This window comes from Panacibacter ginsenosidivorans (assembly GCF_007971225.1).
GTDB lineage: Bacteria > Bacteroidota > Bacteroidia > Chitinophagales > Chitinophagaceae > Panacibacter > Panacibacter ginsenosidivorans.
Genome location: NZ_CP042435.1, coordinates 3555524 through 3580508 on the forward strand (window position 1 = coordinate 3555524; position 24985 = coordinate 3580508).

A 24985-nucleotide genomic window follows, 5' to 3' on the forward strand; every position below is an offset into this window, starting at 1 on the left:
AATAGCAATGCAATCAATAAAGCATTATCTACGATATAATGTTGAAGTGTGCGACGCAAGGAACGATGCCATAAAAAACACAGCTGGTAGCAAAATTTCCCAATGAAATTAACTGATACGATTTTTATCCCATAGAATGTAAGGCCACTCTGTTTCCTTCGCTGTCTTTTATTAGCGCCCAAAAACCAAGACCGGGCGCTACAGCTGTTTTGTGTGTAAGAATCTGACCGCCTGCATCTGTTACCCTCCCGAGCACAACTTGCAGATCTGGCTGACAATTCAGGTAAATTAAAGACCCGTTATCACAGGCTGTATAGAGGCCTGGATTATGCACAATAGCGCCGCCAACTTTTCCACCGGGAAAATCATATAACAAAAAGCCCATGCGGGCAGGCCCCATTGTGTTTTCAGGCATCTGGTAACTGAAGATAGTTTCGTAAAATTTTTTTGCTCTGTCAAAGTTATTTACTGGTATCTCGAACCAGTTAAGCGCATTACCAAGTTCCATAGTTGTAGTTTTAAGAAGATAAAGTAAAATATTTTATTTACGAAACTGCACTTATTGTGATGAATAAAGCAGGGATTTTTTTTGGTAACCAGGCTCCATTACTTTTAGTAACACCTGTTGCGTCGCACACTTTAGCGCTTTAATCTTTCTTCAGCAAAATATGCGTTAATAAGATAATTCTAATTCTTTACTGTTGCAGGAAGGATAAAAAACATCCTAACAAAAAAATAATTAGATATAAAATGAAATTTTTTTTATGAGTTAATGTTATTATTTGAAAAACATTTTTACCTTAACAACTTATATATAATTTTTAAAAAATTCCTCTCCCATGGCAAAAGCAAATAAAAAGAAAGCCGCTAAAAAGGCAGCCCCTAAGAAAGTTGCAAAGAAGGCCGCTAAAAAAGCTGCTCCTAAAAAAGCAGTAAAGAAAGCAGCTCCTAAAAAGGCGGCAAAGAAAGCTGCTCCTAAAAAAGCAGTAAAGAAGGCAGCTCCTAAAAAGGCGGCAAAGAAAGCTGCTCCTAAAAAAGCAGTAAAGAAAGCAGCTCCTAAAAAAGCAGCTCCGAAAAAAGCTGCACCGAAAAAAGCTGCACCGAAAAAAGCTGCACCAAAAAAAGCAATAAAAAAAGCAGCTCCTAAAAAAGCCAAACCTGCTCCGGCACCAGCACCGGTAGTTGTTGAAACTCCTGCTGAACCGGTTGCTGCTCCTGCAGAAGGAGGGGAGTCTACTCAATCTTAACTGAATATTTATAATTAATTAGGAAAGCTGTGACCACATATGTCACAGCTTTTTTATGCGTATACCAAAATATTTTTTAGTGCAGGCTGAGATATTTATATCATAAACTATTAAGGTTATCGCAGCAGATTAAAAATATATAACTGTAAAAATGGCCACCTGTAATAGGAATATTATCTTCGAAATATCAACCAAAACTAAACCTCATGAGCCAACAGGAGAATTTCTTCGGTAACCCGGAATCTTTTCAACAAGAAACAATGTTTGCAACAGAAAGTGCATCGGTAGGCCAACGATTCATAAATTATTTTATCGATCTGATTATGTTTTTTATTGTTATTGCGGGGATATCAGTAATAATACAAATTCTTTTTGCAGTCGCAGGAGTTACTTATGAAGATGCTGGCAACGATACATTATCAGGAAATCAATTATTCAATTATCTTATCTCTTATTCTATCTATGTAATTTTCTATACTTTTTGTGAAGGCGCTTCAGGAGGTCGTACTATAGGAAAATTGGTAACAAGAACAAAGGCGGTAAGAGAAGATGAAACTGCTATAACATGCAAAGATGCTTTTATGCGTAGTTTGTGCCGTATCGTTCCTTTCGATGTACTTAGTGCTTTTAGTGGTTATCCGTGGCATGATAAATGGACGAATACAAAAGTTATACGAAACAACTAAGATTCACAACCATTTTTAAATAAAGAGATAGGTAACTATAATCTTATTATCTTAAAAGATCACAAGGTTTCAAACCTGTATGTTTTTTAAATGCTGCAGAAAAATGTGAGATGGACGAATAGCCAAGCAGGGCAGAAACATCAGTAACGCTCAAGCCTTTTTCGTATAATAGATATTTGGCATGCTCCATGCGTTGTTGCTGATAGAAATCAAATATGGTTGTGCCAAATACTTCTTTAAAGCCTTTCTTTAAGTAACATTCATTCATGGCAACCTTTCGGCTCAACTCCTTAATGGTGATGGGGTCGCCTATATGCTGCAATAAAATTTCTCTTGCCAAATAGATACGGTCACGGCCTGCTTCATCTGCAAGAAATTTACAGGTAAAACCATCTTCTTTTTCATCTACCAAACATTCAAGACTATACAACAGTAATTCATGTACTTTGGCATTCACAAAAATATTTTCAAGCGATCCACTGTAACTATGATTTAATAAACCATCAAGACTCCTGCGTTTGCGGCTACAGATTGGAAATATCTTCGTAAAAGAATTAGGGTGTTTAAATGCCAGTACTTCATCTTTCCTGTTGCTAAGCTTTACATTATGTACAAACTGGTGCAGGAAAGTAGAAGAGAAATGAAAAGAAAAAACATCTATTGTATCATGTTTTCCACTGCAGTTATTGGTAGGTAATTCACTGCATTCGGAACAATTTCTTTCAAAACAATATTTATTGCCACTTATGCAGAAGCGAAGTTCAAGAAAATTTTCTTCTGCCCTTTTTGGATTATAATGATATACAAGCATGCCTGTATCATCGCTTTGCCACTTCTGTTGCGGATAATACCTGCGTATAACATATTGAATTGAACCGGGAATATGTTGCTCTTTCATGTGTAAGAGATTCATTACCGGATCAATTGTATTACGGTGTGCTACCTTTAATATGTCTAAAGCCTGTAACATCAGGCTGCAAATTTAATGTATCTACACTTAATTTAAACGTTAAGGTTTGTCATGCTGTTGTAAAACAAATAATCGTCTATTTTTACCGCCAAACTTTTGTGCATGGATGCTACGGTGCAAACAATAGAAAAATTATTTCAGCAGCATTTTGGAAGACAATACAGCGAATTAACCAAACTACCGCAAAGTGGCAGCGATAGAATTTATTTTCGTATTCTTGATGATGATATTTCTTACATAGCCACTTTTGGTTTAAACGTAAAAGAGAATAGCACATTTGTAAACTTCAGCGGGCATTTTAAAAAGCAAGGTTTGCCTGTTCCTAAAATATTTGCTGTAAATGAAGAATACACTGCTTATATACAACAGGATCTTGGCAACGAATCTTTGTTGAACAAACTTGAGCAACATGGGCATAATGATTATGTGTACAGCCTGTTTTGCAAAAGCCTCGAACAACTTGCCAATATCCAGATCAAAGGACATGCAGACTTAAATTACGATTGGTGCCTTACAGCCAAAGAGTTCGGCAAACAGGCAATTCTAAGTGATCTGCTTTATTTCAAATACTACTTTCTTGATACACTTCGCCTGCCTTACGATAAACAAGCAATGCTCGACGACTTTGACGCATTAAGTATTTACTTAACTAAAACAGAATATAAATATTTTATGTTCAGGGATTTTCAGAGCAGGAACATCATAGTAAATAATGACGAAGTTTTTTTTATAGATTACCAGGGTGGTATGCAGGGCGCATTACAATATGATGTTGCAAGTCTTCTGTGGCAGGCAAAAGCAGAGCTAAGCAATGAATGGAAAAACAGTTTACTCAATTTTTACATGAATAAAATTGATGCTCTTTTAGAGAAACCTGTTGATAGAAATATTTTTATCAGCCAGTTCAATGGATATGTTTTGATTCGTTTGTTGCAAGTACTCGGCGCTTATGGTTTTCGTGGTTTGTTTGAACGCAAAGCACATTTTTTAGCAAGTATTCCGCTGGCTTTGAAAAATCTAAAATATTTTTTACAAGATCAACCTATGGGGCTTGTGCTGCCAGAGTTTGACAGGATGCTAAATATAATTGTCAGCGATGAGATCATTGAGCATTTTCAGCCAATGCAGGCAAATGAAAACACACCGCTTGTTGTAAAAGTCAAAAGCTTTTCTTACAAAAAAAGTATTCCCGAAGATACGAGTGGCAATGGCGGTGGTTTTGTTTTTGATTGTCGCGGTATCTTAAATCCCGGTCGTTTTGCGCAGTACAAAACTATTACCGGCAAGGATAAAGCAGTTATTGATTTTCTTGAACAGCAAACCAAAATGAACGATTTTCTCAACAGCGTTTTTGACATTGTTGATATTTCAGTTGAAGATTATATTAAGAGAGATTTTGAAAGCCTTTCCATCAATTTTGGGTGCACCGGCGGTCAGCATAGAAGCGTTTATGCAGCCGAGCAAACTGCAAGACATTTAAAGAATAAGTACAAAGTAAAAGTGGAGTTGGAGCATTGCAATGAAGCCAATTGGGTAAAAGAAATAAAAGTATAAGATTATGAACCTATCTGCGGAACAAGTATGACGCTTTTCTTGCGTCGCACGCTTGTACTTAAGTAATTCAATTCAGCAAAGCACAGTAAAAATATTTTCATGAAAGGCATGATTCTCGCGGCAGGACTTGGCACGCGCTTAAAACCCTGGACAGACAAGCATCCCAAAGCATTGGCAATAGTAAACAGTAAAAGTTTATTACAACGCAATGTTGAATACCTGCAGCAAAATAATATATATGACGTAATTGTAAACGTGCATCATTTTGCAGACCAGATCATTAATGCAATCGAAGAAAACAAAGGCTGGGGCAGCAACATAATTATCAGCGATGAAACAGATGTTGTATTAGAAACCGGTGGTGGTTTAAAAAAAGCCGGGCCATATTTAAAAGATTCAAAGTCTTTCGTTCTAATAAACTGCGATATTTTAACCGATCTTGATCTTTCAAAGCTTACCAACTATCATAATCAACAGGATTCTTTAGCAACATTGGCTGTAACAAACAGGAAAACTTCCCGCTACTTTTTATTTAATGATAATGGTGAATTATGTGGCTGGCGTAATACAACAACCGGTGAAGAAAGAATCTCAAAATCCGCAGATTCATATTATCAAAAAGCTTTTAGTGGCATTCATGTATTGAGCAATAGAATATTTGATGTAATGCAGCAGCAGGGAAAATTTTCTATGGTTGATGTTTACTTATCGTTGGCTGCAACAGAAACCATCAAATGTTTTGATCATTCTGAAAGTAAATTCATCGATGTTGGCAAACCCGAAAGCATTCTAAAAGCTGAAGAACTGTTTGCATAACTGTCGCCATAAGTTGTACAGATAAAGTGATTGCGACGCAACGAAGACGCCATGAAAAGCAAATGCCGGTATCAAAAAATCATAACAATTTCAACAAACAACCAGCATAAAAATTATCATTTTATTACACAGAGCCGTCTCCTCTCCTTAAGGAGAGAGGAAAGAGAGGTGAGGTAAATTTGGAAGCTATTTATTATTTCCATTACATTTGCAATCGGAAATAAAACGGAAGAAGGGAACGAAATCGTTCCCTTCTCTTTTTATCATATGGCAACAGATACACTTATAAAGGAACTTGAGCGGCTTACAGACGAGGTTTTGGCACCGGAACCTGAGTATTTCAGGGTGAATGTGAAGATAAAGCCTACCAATAATGTTAAAGTCTTTATAGATGGCGATAAAGGCGTATCTATAGAAAAATGTGTGCAGTTCAATCGCAAGCTGTACAAGATACTAGAAGAAAAAGCATTATTCCCGGATGGAGATTTTTCTTTGGAGGTTTCTTCACCGGGTGTTGATGAGCCCTTGAAAATGCACCGGCAGTACAATAAGAATATCGGTCGTTTTGTTGAAGTTATTTTTATTGACGGTAGCAAAAAAGAAGGCAAGCTTTTACAGGTAGCAGAAGCAGACATTATTTTAGAGTTAACTACTGGGAAAGGTAAAAAAGCAGCAATCCAGCAATTGGTTATACCATTTAATAATATAAAAACAACAACAGTTCAAATCAAATTCTAATTCTTACGAATTTCGCTATGTGGAATTCGTATCAAAACATTTCGAGCTATGGCTAGTATAAACCTGATTGACGCATTCCAGGAATTTAAAGATGCGGAAAATATAGACCGCCCAACGTTGATGAAAGTGGTGGAAGATGTGTTCAAAACCTTACTTCGTAAAAGATTCGGAAGCGATGAAAATTTTGACGTGATCGTAAATGCTGAAAAAGGTGACCTTGAAATGATCCGTCGCCGCATGATCGTAGAAGATGGCGAAGTAATGGATCCGCTTGCAGAAATTGGTTATACAGATGCTACGAAAATAGAACCAGACTTTGAAGTGGGTGAGGAATTATATGAGGAAATGGATATTATGGATTTCGGTCGCCGCGCCATTCTTGCTGCAAAGCAAACATTGGCAAGCCGCATCGGCGATCTTAAAAAGAATGTGCTGGTTAAGAAATACAGCGATAGGATTGGTGAAATAATTACTGCAGAAGTTTATCAGGTTTGGAAAAAAGAAGTGTTATTGCTTGATGAAGAAAGTAATGAACTCATTCTTCCCAAATCTGAACAAATTCCACAGGATTATTTCAAAAAGGGCGAGAACATTCGTGCAGTTGTGCGCCGTGTAGATATGAAAAATAATTCACCGGTTATCATTCTAAGCCGCACCAGTCCTGATTTTCTGGCTAAATTATTGGAGATAGAAGTTCCGGAGATATTTGATGGTTTGATAACCATTCGTAAAATTGTTCGTGAGCCCGGTGAAAGGGCAAAAGTTGCCGTAGAAAGTTTTGATGACAGGATTGATCCGGTAGGTGCCTGCGTTGGTATGAAAGGTAGCCGTATCCATGGAATTGTTCGTGAATTGAAAAACGAAAACATTGATGTAATCAACTATACCACTAATATTCAGTTGCTGATCCAGCGTTCATTAACGCCGTCAAAGATCAGCTACATGGATCTCGATAATGAAAAGAAACATGCTGATGTTTATTTAAAAGCAGACCAGGTTTCTTTGGCAATTGGCCGCCGTGGTGTAAATATTAAACTTGCATGTGAGTTAACAGGTTATGATATCGATGTATTCCGCGAAAACGAAGGTGAAGAAGAAGAAGAATTTGATATTGACCTGGAAGAATTCTCAGATGAAATTGAGCCTTGGATAATTGATGAATTGAAACGTGTTGGTTGCGATACTGCCCGCAGCGTATTGAAACTAACACCAGAAGAAATGGAAAGAAGAACCGATCTTGAAAAAGAAACAATACTTGAGATCAGGAGAATCTTACAGGAAGAATTTGAAAAAGAATAGTAAGGAAGATTTTTGTGGGTCGGCTGTAGTGTTGCTATAGAACATTTCTTGCGTCGCACACTTCAGCAGATAGATCTTTGTTCAACAATTCTTACGTAACAGGTACATTGGTATAGTACCTTTGGTACATTTACATGAAAAAGAAAAACATAATAATTGTTCGTTGCCTTTTTTTAACCCTTCATCAATAAGAATTTATTCACTTGATGTTGTATCAGAAGGGTTACTAAATAAGGTAACGGAGAATTAAGAATCTGATGTCTGTATAAAATGCAGGCTAAATATTAATAATACTGAATGTCTGAACTGAAATTACCCAGGTTATTGGCCGCAGCCAAAGAATTTAATATTGGTCAGGATACCCTTGTGGACTTCCTGGCCAATAAAGGATTTAATCGTGATGATCTTAAACCTACAGCTAAGCTTACGGAAGAAATGTACCGTTCTTTGCAGCAAGGATTTCAAAGCGATAAGGTAGCCAAAACAAAAGCTGACCAAATTGAGATCCCCAAAGGTGCCGGAGGAGAAAGAAAAAAGAAAGAGGAAGAAGAATTTATTTTTAAGAAGGAAGAACCGAAAATTGAAAAGCAGGCTGAACCTGTAACAGAACCTGTAACGGCACCAACACCTTCAACTGTAGCAGTAGAGCAACCTGTAATAATTTCCGAACCTAAACCACAGGAACCAGAAATAATAAAGATCGATGCACCAGAGATAGAAGGTCCAAAAACACTCGGTAAGATTGATCTTTCAGCCATAGACTCTTCTACAAGGCCCAAAAAGAATATAAAGAAGAAACAGCAGGATGATGCACCTGTTGCAGAAGCAGAACCTGCAGAGGAACCAGTTGTAGCCAGCCTAATTGTTGAAGAACCTCAGGTAGTTCATGAACCGGAATTGGAAGAAGATTTTGATGAGGCAGATATTGAGGAAGACGAACATGGTCCCATAATTGAAAACATTAAAGCAGAAAAAATTGAAGGACCTAAAATATTGGGCAAAATAGAATTGCCCATAGACAGTGATACGCGACCTAAGCCTACATTCCGCGGTGGTGATGAAAAGCGCAAAAGGAAGAGAATCCCAATAGACAAGAAAGGAGATAATAGGGCCCCGCAACAAGGTGGTGGACAAGGCGGACCCAACAGAGGTGGTGGTGATCGAAATAAAAGGCCTGAAACTGCTGCACCAAACAGGGAAAACCGCCCGGCGATGCAGATACAAAAAGTTGGCGATAACCGCGGAGGCGCAGCCCCACAGCAGGGAAGGGGAGGACGCAATGATAGAAGAGGAGGCGGCAGAGATATAAGGCGTGAGGATAAAGAAATAGATCAGAAAGAAATACAGGAAAAAATACGTGAAACACAGGCAAAACTTGCCGGGTCCGGTGGCCGCGGGAAAAGCCTGAAGGCAAAATACCGTCGTGAAAAACGCCAGGAAATGGCAGATGCCGTAGGTGATGTGACTGATGATAATAAATTGCAGGTTACGGAATTTGTAACAGTAAGCGAACTTGCTAACCTGATGGATGTAAGTTTTACTGATGTTATCAGTAAATGTATGAGTCTCGGTATAATGGTTTCTATCAATCAGCGTCTCGATGCAGAAGTAATAGAATTAGTGGCAAGCGAGTTTGGCTATGAAGTGGAATTTACTGGTCTTGATGAAGTGGAGGAAGACGATGAAGAAGAAGAAGATGTTCCTGAAGAATTAGTGCCTCGTCCTCCGGTGGTTACTATTATGGGTCACGTTGATCATGGTAAAACGTCCTTGCTGGATTATATAAGAAGCGCAAATGTAGTTGCTGGTGAAGCAGGTGGTATCACACAGCATATTGGTGCATACCAGGTTTCTATTGCAGAAGGTAAACGAATAACTTTCCTTGATACACCTGGTCACGAAGCATTTACAGCCATGCGTGCACGTGGTGCCAAAGCAGCCGATGTCGCCGTAATTGTAATTGCTGCAGATGATGCGGTGATGCCTCAAACCAAAGAAGCAATAAGCCATGCGCAGGCTGCTGGCCTGCCCATGATCTTTGCGATCAATAAGATTGATAAAGATGGCGCAAACCCAACTAAGATATATGAGCAACTTTCCCAGATGAATATCCTGGTAGAAGAATGGGGTGGTAAATACCAAAGCCAGGAACTCTCTGCAAAGAAGGGTTTGAACGTTGACCTGTTACTTGAAAAAATATTACTCGAAGCAGATCTGCTTGATCTCAAAGCAAATCCTGAAAGAGAAGCTGTGGGTACTGTTATTGAAGCTTCACTTGATAAAGGCCGTGGTTATGTTGCTACTGTACTAGTACAGAATGGTACATTACAACTAGGAGATCTAATGGTGAGTGGCCAATATTATGGACGCATCAAGGCCATGTTCAATGAAAGAAATCAGCGCTCTGATGCGGCACCTCCATCAACACCCGTACAGATTCTTGGCCTTAATGGTGCACCACAAGCCGGTGAGAAATTTAAAGTGTACCAAGACGAGGCAGAGGCAAAAGAGGTTGCGGTTAAACGTGCACAGATATCCCGTGAACAGGGATTGCGTGCAAGAAAACATATTACACTCGACGAGATTGGCCGTCGTCTTGCATTGGGCAACTTTAAGCAGCTTAACCTGATCATTAAAGGTGACGTGGATGGTTCTGTAGAAGCATTGAGTGATTCGTTGCAGAAACTTTCTACTGAAGAAATAGCTGTGCAGGTAATTTTGAAAGGTGTTGGCCAAATATCTGAAAGTGATGTGGTACTCGCCACAGCTTCTGATGCAGTGATCGTAGGCTTTAATGTAAGACCTTCCATGCAGGCATCGAGGCTTGCAGAAAATGAAGGCGTACAAATAAGAAACTACTCCATTATTTACAACGCAATTGAAGAGATCAAGAGCGCCATGGAAGGTATGCTTGAGCCTAAGATTGAAGAGAAGATCGTTGCCAATGTTGAGATTCGTGAAGTATACAAATTTGATAAAGCAACTGTTGCAGGATGTTTTGTACTCGATGGAAGAATCAACCGCAACAACAAAGTGCGTATCATCAGGGATGGTATCGTGGTATACCCAACGGGTGAAGGCGGCGGCGCTGAACTTGCTTCACTTAAACGTTATAAAGATGATGTGAAGGAAGTTGTATCCGGTATGGAATGTGGATTGACCATTAAGAATTACAACGATATTAAAGTGGGAGATATAGTAGAAGCATATGAAGAAGAAGAAGTAAAACGTACGTTGTAAAACATAATTATAAAAATTAAAAATCAGTATTGTGTCGTAAGATCAATACTGATTTTTGTTTCCGGCAATGATATTTCATGGCATCTTTCCTTGCGTCGCACGCTTGTACTGAAGAAATAGTTTCAGCAGTTTACACGTTTACAAGTTCGGTAAGTAACCAACACCATGTAAACTTTTGAAACACGTAAAACGCGTAAGCTTGTTCTATAATGTTCTAAACGTACAAGTGAGTGACACAACAACCGATGCCACAAAGATCAAAAGCTTGTTACCAAAAAATCTTCTTTCCCTTACTATCTTTGTTATATGCAATTACCTTCTTCTTTACTTGAAAATGCTGTGAACGAATTTGCCAAACTGCCTGGCATTGGTAAGAAAACGGCGTTGCGTATGGTATTACATTTATTAAAGCAGGATATAAATGAAGTGGAATATTTCAGTGAAACACTTGGACGGATGCGCAGGGAAATAAAATTTTGCCAGCGGTGTTTTAATGTGAGTGATGCTGATATTTGTTCTATCTGTGCAAACTCTCAAAGGAAGCAACATATAATATGCGTGGTTGAAAATATAAGAGATGTAATTGCGATTGAAAGTACACAGCAATTCAACGGCACTTATCACGTATTAGGTGGTATTATTTCTCCGCTCGATGGTGTAGGACCAGATCAGTTGAACATAGAATCTTTGGTACATCGTATACAGAAAGAACAAACAGAAGAACTCATTTTTGCATTAAGCCCAAACATACAGGGCGATACTACTATTTATTATATTCAAAAGAAAATTCAGCACCTGCCATGCACTGTTACTACCATTGCAAGAGGAATTGCATTTGGTGGTGAACTTGAGTATGCAGATGAAATGACACTTGCCAGAAGTCTAGCTAATCGCCTGCCTGTGCAGCAATACGTAAAATCATAATTTTTTAATTTGGCATTCTGCCGGTTCAGAAGCTTCTTTTTCCTGCTCGGTACTGCTTCGTTGTGCATTAACAATCTATCAGTTTATTTTGGTTAAGAATTTGCATTTATGTTGAAAGGGCGCAAAAGAATATTGATCATATTTATCACATTAATACTGGCAGGGGTTAGTTATGGATTGTATGTTTGGAACAAGCCGCACAGGGATGTAAAAGACGAAAAAGGTGTTATAATATCTGCCGCTGCAATTTTTGATTCATTTACAGTTAATGAAACGAGAGCTAATGAACTGTATTTAAATAAAGCCATCCAGGTAACTGGTGAGGTATCGGGAATGAAAAAGAACCAGGATGGACAAGCCGTTGTTTACCTGAAAACCAGTGATCCCGTTTTCGGGGTTAATTGCACTTTTAAAGAAGACCCTGGGCCTTTAGAAACAGGAACTATTGTAACATTCAAAGGAATTTGTACAGGCTATTTGAGTGATGTTATAATTAACCAGGGAATCATTATTAAGTAATAACCCCGTTTTAAAATGTTCATCTTATGAAAAAAATGTTTTTGCTGTTTATAATAACAGCAGGATTGCTTTTTGCATGTAAACACCAGGTAATTGGTCCACAGGATAATGGAAATGGTGGTATTACAGATACAACAGGAAACAATGATGGAGGATCAGATACATCCAGTGTCATTTGTTTCGAAGCAGAAGTATTACCGATCTTTCAAAGCAGTTGCGCCAAAAGTGGTTGTCATGATCCTTCTTCTAAAGCAGAAGGCTACGTGCTCAACTCTTATCAGAATATCATGAAGAGAGGTATTAAGGCTGGTAACCCCGATGGCAGTAAAATATACCAGGTAATTGTTAACGGGGAGATGCCACCTGCCGGTGAACCAAACCTTACAATAGACCAGGTTGCTACTATAAAGCAATGGATATTGGAAGGTGCAAATAATACCACGGGTTGCAGTGGCTGCGATACAAGCATTTACACTTATAGCGGTGCTGTAAACGGAATTATGCAGAATAATTGTGTAGCTTGTCATTCAGCCTCTTTAAAGAATGGTGGCGTAGATCTTTCTACATATAATGGTGTTAAAAGTGCTGCAGTTGCAGGAAAGTTAATGGGCACAATCACGCATTCTACAGGCTATGTTGCCATGCCGCAAGGCGCTGCTAAATTGGGTGATTGTGAGATTAAACAAATACAGAAATGGATTGATTCGGGAACGCCTAACAACTAAAACCAAAAGAGAACTTAATGAAGAAATTATTCAGCCTTTTAACCCTTTGCGTTTTAATTTTTTCATGTAGGCACCAGATAGCAAATCCTTATGGTGATACTACCAAAATTTGCTTTGAAGAACAGGTGCTTCCAATTTTTCAATCATCCTGTGCGCAAAGTGGCTGTCATGATGAAAGCTCGCATCAGGGTGGATATGTGTTAGACAGCTATGATAATATCATTAAGCAAGGAATTGTTTCAGGAGATGCGAATAAAAGTGAAATAGTAAAATCACTTACTGGTTTTTTGGCGGGCAAAATGCCTCAGTCACCAGTTCCTGCATTAAGTGCAGTACAGATACAATTTATTGCAACCTGGATAAATCAGGGTGCAATAAATACAACAGGATGTGAGACAGGATGCAACCCAGAAGTTTATACTTATAGCGGTGCCATAGAACCACTGGTTAAAACCTATTGTTTAGGATGCCATTATTCAGCTACAAGCGAAAATAAAAATGTTGATCTTAGTAGCTATGAGGCAATAAAAACACAGGTAGATAACGATAATTTCCGGGCTTCTGTAAATCATGATGACGGCCTTATTCCCATGCCGCAGAATGCTGATAAACTAAGTGATTGTAAACTTTCGCAAATAGATAAATGGATAAAGGCCGGAGCCTTGCATAATTAAAAAAGAGTGTTATGATGAGAAAGTATGTTTTATATTTCGTTGCTGTGCTTTCATGTATATTAATTTATACAAGTTGTTACTACGATAAAGCATCACTGGTATATCCTAGCAGTAAAAGCTGCGATACTACTAATGTGCAACTCAGTACTGATCTCAATAATATTATGTCAGTAAGTTGTTTTAGTTGCCATAGCAGTGCAAATGCGTCCTCATTTGGTGGTAATTATAACCTTGAAGACTATAATACGATTAAAACAGCAGCGTCAAACGGAAAGCTTTTATCTTCTATAAAACAGGATGGTATTCTTGCTTTACCTATGCCACAGAGCGGCGCAAAATTGTCTGATTGCAATATTAATAAATTCAGTGCCTGGATAAATGCCGGTGCTCCTGAGAATTAAGCACTATCAATTAATAGTTACTACTATGAAAAAAATATGCCTTATAATTTGTCTTTTAATGGGCCACTACGCTAATGCACAGGATTACCTTACACGAAATGGGAATGTTAGTTTGTTTTCACACACTTCGGTTGAAGATATAAAGGGTAGTAATAATGAAGTAGTAAGCCTGTTAAACACAACAACAGGTTCAATAGAATTCAAAATAGCTATTAAAAGTTTTCATTTCCCGAAACAGGCAATGGAGGATCATTTTAATAACAGCGATTATATGAACAGCGAGCAATATCCCAAAGCTTCATTCTCAGGCAAGATCACGAATTTGTCAGCCGTTAATTTTACAAAGGATGGTGCTTACGATGTAACGGTTGAAGGTAATCTTACCATTAAGGATGTAACAAAGCCAGTTGCTGCAAAAGGTGTTATTACTGTAAGCAATGGTAAGGTAATTGCACAAGCAAACTTTAGTGTAAAAAGACTCGACTTTCATATAGTAGGGGAATCTTTTATGCAGAAAAAAATTGCTGACGAAATTCAGGTCACAGTTAACTGTCAGTACGATAAAAGATAGTGTGTAAAGTATAATGTAATAAGTATGTACCGTATAAAAAGTCTGATCATATTTTTAAGTGTTTTTACCTGCGTGCATGTATTTGCGCAGGATGTAAATCTTGATTCTTTGCTTGATGCAGAAATGAGCAAGAAAACCAAAAGTGAAATACAATACACAGATGCAACTTTTAAAACAAGCAGGCTTATTAACGGGCATTCTGTAGAAACAACACAGCCGGGTGTTTTTGATCTCAAAATATCACATCGTTTTGGAACACTTAACCAGGGTCCTTACCAATTATTTGGTCTTGACCAGGCAAGTGTACGTATCGGTGGCGATTACGGCGTTACAAAAAGGCTTACTGTTGGTGGTGGCAGAAGTTCTTTTGAAAAGCAGTATGATGCTTTTCTTAAGTATCGTTTATTATGGCAGTCTAGCGGTAAAAGAAATATTCCCTTGTCCGTAACACTGGTTGCATCATCCATACTCAAAACAATAAAGAACGCAGATGCAACAGATTCTTTAAAGAGAAATGCGTCTGACAGGTACAGCTTTGCATTCCAGGCATTGATAGCCAGAAAATTTAGCAGTAGTTTTTCTATGCAATTAATGCCCACTCTTGTACATTATAATATAGTACCAACAGACAATATGCCCAATGATTTTTACTCTATAGGAGCAGGGGCAAGACTTAAACTTACAAAACGTTCCAGCATAACGGCTGAATATTATTACCAGTTGCCTAACAGCAGATTTCCAAATACACATAATTCTTTTTCTTTGGGTTACGAAGTAGAAACCGGCGGCCATGTATTCCAGTTGCATGTTACCAATTCTACCGGTATGACGGAGCCAACATTTATTAATGAAACAACAGGCAGTTGGAATGCTGGCGACATACATTTCGGTTTCAATATTTCAAGGGTCTTCAATATAAATACAAAGCGAAGAGAGTTGCCTGATCTGAATGCGACTTCAGCCAAAAATGATAAGCATGCAGGTACCTATACACCAAATGAAACACCTGATTCTTCTAAAGTGTATTTTGTGCAGAGCACCTTTGCCGGTACGCATATTATAAACGGGCAGAGTATAGAAACGACACAAAAGGGTATACTTAATTTTATTATACTGCATCGTTTTGGCACACTAAACTCTGGTTTTTATAATGCTTTTGGCTTAGATGCTGCATCTATGCGCATAGGGTTTGAATATGGTATTACTAACAGGTTGGCCATTGGGTTTGGCAGAAGTACTTTTGAAAAGCAATATGATGGGATGCTTAAGTATCGTTTATTATGGCAATCAGAAGGCAAGCGCACAATACCACTATCCCTAACACTTGCTTCATCTGTAAATCTAAAAACACTTAAAAGCGACGCTTCCGATTCAATAAAAATAAACGCATCCGACAGGTATTCTTATTCTTTCCAGGCAATACTTGCACGCAAATTTGGCAAACCATTTTCCTTGCAGTTAATGCCTACAGTCATACATTACAATGTAGCACCTGCCGCAAATATTTCAAATGATGTATATGCACTTGGTGCTGGTGCAAGAGTAAGGGTTACACCAAGCACATACCTTACCTTCGAATACTATTACCAATTGCCTGGCCACCAGTTACCTGGTACTTATAATTCATTTTCTATTGGCTATGAAATTGAAACAGGCGGCCATGTATTCCAGTTGCATGTTACAAATTCTACCGGCATGACTGACCGGACCTTTATTGCAGAAACCACAGGCCGCTGGAACAAAGGCGATATTCATTTCGGTTTTAATATTTCCAGGGTATTCGTAGTAAAAAAAGCCAAAAGCGTTAATGAATAATTCAGCACTTTTTGTAGCCAAAACAGATACAGATGAAGTGCTTGCGACGCAAGGGACGCGGCTATAAAAAAACTGCAGCTGGTATTTAAAGAAATACAATAATGAACCGGGCCTTAGTAATGCTGTTAAACTTCTGTTGCGTCGCACTCCTGTGCTGCATTGCAGGCAGCAGCAATAGCAATCTCAACTGCAAAAAAACGTTTACATAATGCAAATCATACACTAAACGGGAAATTATGTGTAAACTGCGTTATGTTTTTGAGATCAACGAATAAATATGCTGTCATAACTTTTTTGTTCCTGCTAACCGGTTGCTTTGGTTTTGTGCAGGCACAATCTATTTATCAAACGGTAAGTGGTAAAATATCTTTTAGTTCAGAAGCGCCTCTTGAATTGATCAGGGCTTCGTCTGATCAGTTAGCAGGCTTGCTTGATAATGATAAAAGAACATTCTCTTTCAAGATAAACATAAGATCGTTCCAGGGCTTTAACAGCCCTTTGCAGAAAGAACATTTTAATGAGAATTATATGGAGTCCGACAGGTTTCCACAGGCTTCATTTAGCGGCAAAATAATAGAAGAAGTAGATCTTAATAAAGACGGTGAGTATGAAGTAAGGGCCAAAGGTTTGCTTACCATTCATGGTGTAGCGCAGGAAAGAATTATAAAAACGAACGTGAGTGTAAAAAATAAAAAGATTACGATCAAAGGTAATTTTAGTGTGTTATTAAGTGATCATAACATCCCCATACCTATTGTGGTGTATAAAAAACTGGCAAATGAAATTAAAGTAGAAGTAAATACTATACTTGAACCCCGCTAATGTTTGGAATAAGAATATATATTACTGTCTTTGCACTTACAGCCATTGCCTTTTCATTACATGCACAAAGCACCGGCAAAAGAATATTTGCTATTAGCGGCCCCGAAGGCGATGAACCTAAAATACTCTCACTGTATCAAAACAAGCAGGGTTATATTCTTGCAGGTACAACCAAAGGTCTGTACAGGTTTGACGGCCTGGATTTTTTCAAGTATGCTATTGATACACCTGCCGCTGTAACAACAATAAGTGAAGTTTATAATAACCAGCTTTGGGTAGGTTTTGAAGATGGAAAGCTTGGTTTGGTAAAAAACAACAAAATACTACCGCTTGTATTTGAAGAAGGCCATCCTACAAAAGCTATTAAAAAAATAATTGTTGATAAGAATAATATTGTTTGGATGGCAACGGCAGGGGAAGGCGTGTATTATCTGCGCAACAAACGCATGTATAATATAAATGAAGATGATGGCCTAAGCGATAATTATGTTTATGATATTGCTGTTACTATCAACGGCACAATAAGCGCTGCTACAGACAGGGGGCTTAATATTATTTCGCTTTCAGGCAATAAAAAAAATGTAAAAGTATATTCCTCCAAAGATGGACTGCCTGATAATATTCTACGTTGCATTTTTGAAACATCCAATTCTTTTTCATGGCTCGGTATGCAGGATGCAGGTGTTATTTGTCTGGACAAAACCATGACCACGCAAACTGCAACAACTAAGTGGCCCTATGGGCAGGTAAACGATATTGTTACAACTTCCTCGCAGGTTTTTATAGCCACAGAAGACAATGGAATGATTGTTTATGACCATGATGAACATAACAACCTTACAACCTTATCTTACAAAGAAGAGCATCTTAAGAAAATAAACTGCCTGCTTAGAGACAGGGAAAATAATGTCTGGGCATCGGGAGATAATTTCCTGATGAGGACTGCCGGATCAACTATTGAGACATTGTACAACTTACCTAAAACAGCAGTGGAAAAAGTGCACAGCCTGTTGTATGCCGCCGATAAAAGTATTTGGTTTAATGCGGGTAATAATGTTTCAGCTATTTTTCGTGAAGGAAACAACTGGCAACAAAAAAATTATCCCATCAAAAATCTTGGTAATACGGATATTAGTTGCCTGTACCAGGATAAACGTGGTATTATATGGATAGGAACCCTTGGTAAAGGAATTGTTTTGTTAGATCCTTTTACCGGAAAGCAAAGTGTGGTAAAAGAGGACAGCCTGCTGGTGAATAGCAATATTATATCTATTTCCGGTAGGGATAGTACAATATGGATTTCTGGTTTTGAAGGAATTGTTTGCGCAAAGATCAGTAATGATTTTTTCAGATATACCAATTATACTGGTATTGAAGATATAGGCAGTAATTATATAAATTATATTCTTCCCGACAGTAAAGGCCGCGCCTGGTTTGCTACCGATGGTAAGGGGCTAACACTTTTTGACAAGGAGAAATTTACAAGCCTGCAGCAACAGACATCAAAATTTGGGAATGTTGTTTACCGCATCGTAGAAGATGCGTTCAGTAATATTTGGTATTCAACGTATAGAAATGGTATAGTAAAATACAATGGTAACTCATGGTATAATTATACTACTGCACAAGGCCTGAGTGATATGAATATTACAGGCCTTGCAACTGCAAGAGATAACATCATTGTATTACACCGGGATAAGCTTGACATTATAAATGCCAAAACAGGTGCAATTACTTTTGTAGATGATGAACAGGGCATTGGTAATATTAACACAGATTTCAATGCTTATACAACGGATGGAGAAGGTAATCTTTATTTTATATCCGACAGTACTATTTGCAGGTATCATTCTTCTTATCATACTGCCTTGCAACCAACGATCCTGATAGATAATGTGCAATTGTTCCTTCATGATGTACAGGTGCAAAGTGGCCACAGTTTTGATTATGACGAGAATACTATCAGCTTTCATTATGACGGCTTGTATTATTCACAACCTGGAAAAGTAATGTATCAATACAAACTGGAAGGTTACGATAAAGATTGGGTTGATACAAAGGATAAAACCAAGAATTTTCCTCAGTTGCCACCAGCCAATTATACGTTTCGTGTAAGGGTATCACTCAATAATAATTTTTCTGCAGCACCTGAAGCGAGCTTCATGTTTTCAATCGAAAGACCATTCTGGACCAATGTCTGGTTTATCCTGTTTTGTATTGCTTTAGTGGTTGGTATTATTTTTCTTATTATTAAGAACAGGGAAAGAGCTATTAATAAATTCAATAAACTGGAAAGGGAAAAAATACGTTCACAACTGGAAACATTACGCAGCCAGATCAACCCTCACTTTCTTTTCAATAGTTTTAATACACTCATCTCAGAGATAGAAGAAGACCCTGAAAAGGCAGTTACTTATGTAGAAAAGCTATCTGACTTTTACCGGAGTATAGTTATGAACCGTGAGAAAGATCTGATTTTATTACAGGAAGAAATGTCTATACTGGATGATTATGCATTTATTCAAAAAAAGCGATATGGGCAGGCAATTCAGGTAAACAATAAGATAACAGAACAGCAGGAAAAAGCGTTTTATATAACACCGCTTGCTTTACAGTTACTTATTGAAAATGCAATTAAGCATAATGTTGTTTCACTTGAGAAACCCCTTATAATAGAGCTTTTCGTAGATCAAAATGAATATCTCGTTGTAAGGAACAGCGTTTCAAAAAAATTACAGGAAGAGAAAGGAAGCCGTATGGGGTTGCAGAATATTCAGAAACGTTATGCGCTTATTTCACGCAAGTCTGTTATTGTTGAAAAAGACGAGCAATATTTTACTGTAAAAATACCGTTATTAAAAACTCCCGTATGATCAAGGTCTTAATTATTGAAGATGAAGTAGCCGCTTCAAAACGATTGCAAAAACTTCTTGCAGAACTTATGCCAGATGCTGCAATCACTGATATTATTGTAAGCATAAATGCTGCAGTAAACTGGTTCAAAAATAACCAGCACCCGGATCTTGTTTTTGCAGATATACATCTTGCCGATGGTTCCAGCTTCGAAATATTTAAGCAGGTAAAACTGGATTGCCCGGTTATTTTCATTACAGCTTACGATCAGTATGCACTGGAAGCATTTAAACACAACAGTATCCATTACCTGCTTAAGCCGGTTAAGAAGGAAGACCTTACAGAAGCAATTGCCAAGTTTAGAAAAATGCATGCCAGCAAAGCAAATAATAATATTGATATTGAAAAAATGCTTATGTCTTTCAGGCAACCTGCTGCAAACTATAAAGAGCGGTTCATCATTCGCTTTGGAGAGCATATCAAGACAATCGAAACACAGGACATAGCTTATTTCTATACAGAGAACAAAGCCAACTATGCCGTTATGAAAGATGGTAAAAGATATCCTGTAGATCATAACCTCGATGAGCTTGAAACACTCATTAACCCAAAAAGTTTCTTCCGCATCAACCGCCAGTTTATCATTGGTTACAACTCCATTACAGAAATGGTCAGCTACTCAAAATCAAGGGTGCTTATTAAACTTAATCCGCCATCAAAATTTGAAACCATTGTTAGCACAGAACGCTCTGCTGCATTCAAATCCTGGCTGGCAGGAGAATAGAATTTGTGTAGCATTCATATCTGCATTAACTTGCAGCCACTTCAGGCAGATTTGTTTATTGTTCGGCCTGCAAAAAATCTGAACTAATAAACGCCACAGAAACTCCACTTAACGGTTTCCCAACGTTTAATCAGTACAGTAATATTTTGTTGGCCTGCAGTAATGCTTATGGTATCGCCTGTTGTGTCACTCACTTGTACGTTCGGAACATTATTGAACAAGTTTACGCGTTTACGTGTTTCAAAAAGTTTATATGTTGTTTGTTACTTATCAAACTTGTGAACTTGTAAACCTGTAAACTGCTGAAACTATTCTTCAGTACAAGAGTGCGACGCAACGGAAGTATCATAGCAATACAAATGCCTGGCTCAAAAAAATTAGTGTGATATGAAGTCGATCAAAGATTGTTTAAAAGAAAGGATTCTAATCATCGATGGTGCAATGGGTACCATGATACAACGTCATAAACCCACAGAAGCAACTTACCGCGGTGAAAGATTTAAAGACTGGCATAAAGATGTTAAGAACAACAGCGACCTGATGAATCTTACCCAGCCACAAATAATTGAAGGCATACACAAGTTGTATCTTGAAGCAGGTGCAGATATTATTGAGACCAATACGTTTGCTGCAACAAAGATCGCACAGGCAGATTATGACCTGCAACCTTTTGCATACGAAATGAATGTTGCCGGTGCGAAAATTGCACGTAAAGCAGCAGATGAATTCACTGCAAAAGATCCATCTAAACCAAGGTTTGTGGCGGGTGCTATCGGCCCGTTGAATAAAACATTAAGTCTTTCACCGGATGTAAATAACCCGGGTTATCGTTCCGTAACTTTTGATGAAGTTGTTGAGGCGTATTATGAACAGGTACGTGGTCTTGTAGATGGTGGCGTAGATGTGTTGCTGATAGAAACCATCTTTGACACACTCAATGCAAAAGGAGCAATTTACGCCATCAAAAAATATTTCAGGGAAACAGGCAAGCCAGAATTGCCTGTTATGATCAGCGGAACAATTACTGATGCCAGTGGCAGAACATTAAGCGGTCAAACCCTGGAAGCTTTTTATACATCCATAGCACATGCAAAACCATTAAGTGTTGGTTTGAACTGTGCATTGGGCGCAAAAGAAATGCGTGGACATATAGAAGAGTTGTCGCAGATAGCACCTTGTTATGTGTCTGCTTACCCTAATGCAGGCTTGCCCAATGCAATGGGTGAATATGATGAGCAACCAGAACAAACTGCGCATTTCTTAGAAGAGTGGGCACGGGAAGGTTTTGTAAATATTGTTGGTGGCTGCTGCGGTACTACGCCTGATCACATTAAACATATTGCAGAGCATGTGAAACAATTTGAGCCAAGGCAATTGCCTGTTGTTGAGGAAGTATATTAAATAAGAGATTTTTATTTTATGAGCGAAACGGTGTCTATAAAACCTTACTTAAGATTATCAGGGCTGGAGCCATTGGTTATTCGTCCGGAAATGAATTTTGTAAATGTTGGTGAGCGAACCAATGTTACTGGTTCTAAAAAATTTGCAAGGCTTATTCGTGAGAATAAGTATGAAGAAGCATTGAGTGTTGCAAGGCAACAGGTAGAGAATGGTGCACAGGTATTAGATGTAAACATGGATGATGCGCTATTAGACGGTGTGCAGGCTATGACCACCTTTCTCAACCTTCTGCAAAGCGAACCAGATATTGCAAAGATTCCGATCATGATCGACTCTTCGAAGTTTGAGATCATAGAGGCAGGGTTGAAATGTGTGCAGGGCAAATGTATAGTTAACTCTATCTCTATGAAAGAAGGAGAAGAGAAATTTATACAACAGGCATATACATGCCAGGCATATGGTGCTGCAGTTATAGTTATGGCTTTTGATGAAGTAGGGCAGGCTGATACAAAAAAGCGTAAAGTGGAGATATGTCACCGCGCTTATAAAATACTTACAGAGAAGGTGGGCTTTGCACCGCAGGATATTATTTTTGACCCGAACATTTTTGCAATAGCCACGGGTATTGAAGAACACAACAACTACGCAGTTGATTTTATAGAAGCAACAAGAGAGATCAAAAAATTAATGCCACTTACCAAAGTAAGCGGTGGTGTAAGTAATGTATCTTTTTCATTCCGTGGTAATGATCATGTGCGTGAAGCCATACACAGTGTATTTCTCTATTATGCCATTAAAGCGGGCATGGACATGGGTATTGTAAATGCAGGGCAGCTTGTAGTGTATGATGAAATAGAACCACAACTAAGAGATCTTTGTGAAGATGTGTTACTTAACCGAAATAATGATAATAATGAGGCTACAGAAAAACTGATTGCTTTTGCAGAAACAGTAAAAGCAAAAGGAAAAGAAACGGTAAAAGATGAAGCGTGGCGCAATGGTAGTGTGGAGGAGCGTTTAACACATTCATTAGTAAATGGCATTACCGATTATATTGATGCAGACACAGAGGAAGCCAGGCAGAAATATAGTAAGCCACTTGAAGTTATTGAAGGTCCATTAATGGATGGGATGAATGTGGTAGGTGACCTTTTTGGGTCCGGAAAAATGTTCCTGCCGCAAGTGGTAAAAAGCGCCAGGGTTATGAAGAAATCAGTGGCTATACTAACACCCTATATTGAGGCAGAAAAAGAAGAACGCAGACTAAAACATATTGCAGACGGCACAAAAAATGAAGAAGGCGCAGGTGCTGCCAAAGTATTGCTTGCCACTGTTAAAGGTGATGTACACGACATTGGTAAAAACATTGTTGGCGTTGTATTGGGTTGTAACGGTTACGATATCCTCGATCTTGGCGTAATGGTGTCCGCTGATAAAATACTGGATACTGCTGTAAAAGAAAATGTTGATATTATTGGGTTGAGTGGGTTGATCACTCCTTCGCTTGATGAAATGGTACATATAGCTCACGAGATGAAGCGACGCAATATGAACCAGCCATTGTTGATCGGTGGTGCAACCACTTCCCGTATGCATACTGCAGTAAAGATTGCACCACAATATGATAATGGTGTAGTGCATGTATTAGACGCCTCAAGAAGTGTAACTGTAGCGGGCTCTTTATTAAGCAAAGAACAGAAAGTGCAATTCCTTGATGATATCCGCAACGAGTACGTTAAATTGAAAGAAGGGTTTGATAACAAAAAATCTGTTAAGCAATATTTGTCTTATACAGATGCAGCAAACAATGCAGTAAAAATAGATTGGGAGAATTATAAAGCACCTGCTCCATCTTTTACAGGTACAAAAGTGTTTGATGATTTTCCATTAACAGAATTACGCAACTATATAGACTGGAAACCTTTCTTCATAGCATGGGAAATGCATGGCAACTTTCCTGAAATTCTTACTGATAAAGTAGTAGGTAAGGAAGCTACTAAATTGTATAATGATGCCAATGCATTATTGGATAATCTCATTCAGGAAAAATGGTTGACAGCAACAGGTGTCATCGGCTTTTGGGAAGCAGTACGCACAGCACCAGACACAATAGAAGTGAAGACTGAAAAGTCAAGGGTAAAACTTGAATCATTAAGGCAACAAATAAAGAAAGCCGCTGATCAACCCAATTTATCACTGGCAGATTTTATTTCTCCACTTGAAACTTCACATGATCATATCGGTGCATTTGCAGTTACGATCAAAGGAATAGAACCCCATATCAAAAAGTTTGAGGCGCAGCATGATGATTACAATAAGATCATGTTGCAGGCTTTATGCGATCGCTTTGCGGAAGCTTTTGCTGAATGCCTGCATCAAAAAGTACGTAAAGAATATTGGGGTTATGTAAAAGATGAACAGCTTAGCAATGAAGACCTTATTAAAGAAAAATATACAGGCATTCGCCCTGCACCGGGCTACCCCGCTTGCCCGGATCATACAGAAAAATACAAGCTTTTTAATTTGCTCAACGCAACCGAGAATACAGGTATACAACTAACCGAATCATTGGCAATGTATCCGGCGGCCAGTGTTTGTGGCTGGTATTTCAGCCACCCCCGGAGCCAGTATTTTGGTGTGGGCAAAATAGCCAAAGATCAGTTGGAGGATTATGCCAAACGTAAAGGCTGGAATAATGAAGAGGCCAATCGTTGGTTAAGACCTAATCTGGAATAATTTTTTCTTACCTGCTGCAATTTTTCATAGCGCCGCCTGTTGTGTCACTCACTTGTACTATCGGAACATTTATCAGCAATTATGAATGAGCGGTTTTTGCAGAAATGCATTCTTCGGTACAAGAGTGCGACGCAAGAGGTGATGATATATTTGCTGCAGTCGGGTAGAACTAAACCTGCAATTTTCGGGTTAATAAAAACCTTAATTTAT

General features: G+C 38.4%; 21 protein-coding genes. 18 read left to right on the plus strand and 3 right to left on the minus strand.

Translation table 11 applies throughout. From position 1 onward, the window contains the following. Positions 1-124: 124 nt before the first annotated feature. Both FRZ67_RS14930 and FRZ67_RS23430 read right to left on the minus strand, forming a co-directional pair. Positions 125-508, minus strand: coding sequence for a VOC family protein (locus tag FRZ67_RS14930; RefSeq protein ID WP_147190644.1), 384 nt, complete (start codon positions 506-508; stop codon positions 125-127). Positions 509-808: 300 nt separating this feature from the next. Continuing rightward, positions 809-1156: a hypothetical protein gene (locus tag FRZ67_RS23430; RefSeq protein ID WP_158638376.1), complete on the minus strand. Its 348-nt coding sequence runs from the start codon at positions 1154-1156 to the stop codon at positions 809-811. Positions 1157-1453: 297 nt separating this feature from the next. On the opposite strand from FRZ67_RS23430, the gene FRZ67_RS14940 reads away from it, so the two are divergent. Continuing rightward, a complete protein-coding gene (locus FRZ67_RS14940) occupies positions 1454-1933 on the plus strand; it encodes an RDD family protein (protein ID WP_147190650.1) in 480 nt (159 codons plus the stop codon). A gap of 46 nt (positions 1934-1979) precedes the next feature. Here FRZ67_RS14940 and FRZ67_RS14945 read toward each other — a convergent pair whose 3' ends face one another. Continuing rightward, positions 1980-2903 carry a helix-turn-helix domain-containing protein gene (locus tag FRZ67_RS14945; protein WP_147190652.1) on the minus strand — a complete coding sequence of 308 codons (924 nt, stop codon included), beginning with the start codon at positions 2901-2903 and terminating at the stop codon, positions 1980-1982. Between the two features lie 102 nt (positions 2904-3005). Between FRZ67_RS14945 and FRZ67_RS14950 the strand changes: the two genes are divergently transcribed. The 17 genes from FRZ67_RS14950 (at position 3006) to metH (ending at position 24775) form a co-directional block, all read left to right on the plus strand. Next, positions 3006-4457: a RapZ C-terminal domain-containing protein gene (locus FRZ67_RS14950; RefSeq protein ID WP_147190655.1), complete on the plus strand. Its 1452-nt coding sequence runs from the start codon at positions 3006-3008 to the stop codon at positions 4455-4457. 99 nt (positions 4458-4556) lie between these two features. Continuing rightward, positions 4557-5273: a nucleotidyltransferase family protein gene (locus FRZ67_RS14955; RefSeq protein ID WP_147190658.1), complete on the plus strand. Its 717-nt coding sequence runs from the start codon at positions 4557-4559 to the stop codon at positions 5271-5273. Between the two features lie 267 nt (positions 5274-5540). After that, entirely contained in the window at positions 5541-6011 is a 471-nt protein-coding gene (gene rimP, locus FRZ67_RS14960; protein ID WP_147190661.1) for a ribosome maturation factor RimP, read from the plus strand. Between the two features lie 48 nt (positions 6012-6059). After that, complete coding sequence (nusA, locus tag FRZ67_RS14965; protein ID WP_147190663.1) at positions 6060-7310, plus strand: transcription termination factor NusA; 1251 nt, start codon at positions 6060-6062, stop codon at positions 7308-7310. Positions 7311-7607: 297 nt separating this feature from the next. Then, positions 7608-10550 (plus strand): translation initiation factor IF-2, encoded by a 2943-nt coding sequence (infB, locus tag FRZ67_RS14970; RefSeq protein ID WP_147190665.1) that lies wholly within the window; start codon positions 7608-7610, stop codon positions 10548-10550. Between the two features lie 306 nt (positions 10551-10856). Beyond that, entirely contained in the window at positions 10857-11474 is a 618-nt protein-coding gene (recR, locus tag FRZ67_RS14975; RefSeq protein ID WP_147190668.1) for a recombination mediator RecR, read from the plus strand. A gap of 108 nt (positions 11475-11582) precedes the next feature. Further along, positions 11583-11993 (plus strand): OB-fold protein, encoded by a 411-nt coding sequence (locus FRZ67_RS14980; RefSeq protein WP_147190670.1) that lies wholly within the window; start codon positions 11583-11585, stop codon positions 11991-11993. 26 nt (positions 11994-12019) lie between these two features. After that, positions 12020-12718 (plus strand): c-type cytochrome domain-containing protein, encoded by a 699-nt coding sequence (locus FRZ67_RS14985; RefSeq protein ID WP_147190672.1) that lies wholly within the window; start codon positions 12020-12022, stop codon positions 12716-12718. 17 nt (positions 12719-12735) lie between these two features. Next, complete coding sequence (locus tag FRZ67_RS14990) at positions 12736-13392, plus strand: c-type cytochrome domain-containing protein (RefSeq protein ID WP_147190675.1); 657 nt, start codon at positions 12736-12738, stop codon at positions 13390-13392. 11 nt (positions 13393-13403) lie between these two features. Beyond that, complete coding sequence (locus FRZ67_RS14995) at positions 13404-13793, plus strand: hypothetical protein (RefSeq protein ID WP_147190677.1); 390 nt, start codon at positions 13404-13406, stop codon at positions 13791-13793. A gap of 25 nt (positions 13794-13818) precedes the next feature. Continuing rightward, entirely contained in the window at positions 13819-14364 is a 546-nt protein-coding gene (locus FRZ67_RS15000; protein WP_158638377.1) for a YceI family protein, read from the plus strand. Positions 14365-14388: 24 nt separating this feature from the next. Further along, positions 14389-16179, plus strand: coding sequence for a DUF5777 family beta-barrel protein (locus FRZ67_RS15005; protein WP_147190682.1), 1791 nt, complete (start codon positions 14389-14391; stop codon positions 16177-16179). 258 nt (positions 16180-16437) lie between these two features. After that, positions 16438-17001, plus strand: a complete 564-nt coding sequence (locus tag FRZ67_RS15010; protein ID WP_225975349.1) for a YceI family protein — start codon at positions 16438-16440, stop codon at positions 16999-17001. Beyond that, positions 17001-19874 (plus strand): sensor histidine kinase, encoded by a 2874-nt coding sequence (locus FRZ67_RS15015; RefSeq protein WP_147190687.1) that lies wholly within the window; start codon positions 17001-17003, stop codon positions 19872-19874. Before FRZ67_RS15010 ends, FRZ67_RS15015 begins: the two co-directional genes overlap by 1 nt. Beyond that, positions 19871-20638 (plus strand): LytR/AlgR family response regulator transcription factor, encoded by a 768-nt coding sequence (locus FRZ67_RS15020; RefSeq protein WP_147190689.1) that lies wholly within the window; start codon positions 19871-19873, stop codon positions 20636-20638. Before FRZ67_RS15015 ends, FRZ67_RS15020 begins: the two co-directional genes overlap by 4 nt. A gap of 387 nt (positions 20639-21025) precedes the next feature. Then, positions 21026-22039 (plus strand): homocysteine S-methyltransferase family protein, encoded by a 1014-nt coding sequence (locus FRZ67_RS15025; protein ID WP_147190692.1) that lies wholly within the window; start codon positions 21026-21028, stop codon positions 22037-22039. 18 nt (positions 22040-22057) lie between these two features. Further along, the gene (gene metH / locus FRZ67_RS15030; RefSeq protein WP_147190695.1) at positions 22058-24775 is read left to right on the plus strand and encodes a methionine synthase; all 2718 of its coding nucleotides are present in this window, start codon (positions 22058-22060) and stop codon (positions 24773-24775) included. The last annotated feature ends 210 nt before the right edge of the window (positions 24776-24985 follow it).

Bases quoted from the DNA above. Each gene is read 5' to 3' on its own strand.
- FRZ67_RS15005 (WP_147190682.1), top strand. From the start codon at position 14,389: ATGTACCGTATAAAAAGTCTGATCATATTTTTAAGTGTTTTTACCTGC.
- FRZ67_RS14955 (WP_147190658.1), top strand. From the start codon at position 4,557: ATGAAAGGCATGATTCTCGCGGCAGGACTTGGCACGCGCTTAAAACCC.
- FRZ67_RS15000 (WP_158638377.1), top strand. From the start codon at position 13,819: ATGAAAAAAATATGCCTTATAATTTGTCTTTTAATGGGCCACTACGCT.
- nusA (WP_147190663.1), top strand. From the start codon at position 6,060: ATGGCTAGTATAAACCTGATTGACGCATTCCAGGAATTTAAAGATGCG.
- recR (WP_147190668.1), top strand. From the start codon at position 10,857: ATGCAATTACCTTCTTCTTTACTTGAAAATGCTGTGAACGAATTTGCC.
- FRZ67_RS14940 (WP_147190650.1), top strand. From the start codon at position 1,454: ATGAGCCAACAGGAGAATTTCTTCGGTAACCCGGAATCTTTTCAACAA.
- FRZ67_RS15025 (WP_147190692.1), top strand. From the start codon at position 21,026: ATGAAGTCGATCAAAGATTGTTTAAAAGAAAGGATTCTAATCATCGAT.
- FRZ67_RS14980 (WP_147190670.1), top strand. From the start codon at position 11,583: ATGTTGAAAGGGCGCAAAAGAATATTGATCATATTTATCACATTAATA.
- metH (WP_147190695.1), top strand. From the start codon at position 22,058: ATGAGCGAAACGGTGTCTATAAAACCTTACTTAAGATTATCAGGGCTG.
- FRZ67_RS15015 (WP_147190687.1), top strand. From the start codon at position 17,001: ATGTTTGGAATAAGAATATATATTACTGTCTTTGCACTTACAGCCATT.
- FRZ67_RS14985 (WP_147190672.1), top strand. From the start codon at position 12,020: ATGAAAAAAATGTTTTTGCTGTTTATAATAACAGCAGGATTGCTTTTT.
- FRZ67_RS14945 (WP_147190652.1), bottom strand. From the start codon at position 2,903: ATGTTACAGGCTTTAGACATATTAAAGGTAGCACACCGTAATACAATT.
- FRZ67_RS15020 (WP_147190689.1), top strand. From the start codon at position 19,871: ATGATCAAGGTCTTAATTATTGAAGATGAAGTAGCCGCTTCAAAACGA.
- FRZ67_RS14930 (WP_147190644.1), bottom strand. From the start codon at position 508: ATGGAACTTGGTAATGCGCTTAACTGGTTCGAGATACCAGTAAATAAC.
- FRZ67_RS14995 (WP_147190677.1), top strand. From the start codon at position 13,404: ATGATGAGAAAGTATGTTTTATATTTCGTTGCTGTGCTTTCATGTATA.
- infB (WP_147190665.1), top strand. From the start codon at position 7,608: ATGTCTGAACTGAAATTACCCAGGTTATTGGCCGCAGCCAAAGAATTT.
- FRZ67_RS14950 (WP_147190655.1), top strand. From the start codon at position 3,006: ATGGATGCTACGGTGCAAACAATAGAAAAATTATTTCAGCAGCATTTT.
- rimP (WP_147190661.1), top strand. From the start codon at position 5,541: ATGGCAACAGATACACTTATAAAGGAACTTGAGCGGCTTACAGACGAG.
- FRZ67_RS14990 (WP_147190675.1), top strand. From the start codon at position 12,736: ATGAAGAAATTATTCAGCCTTTTAACCCTTTGCGTTTTAATTTTTTCA.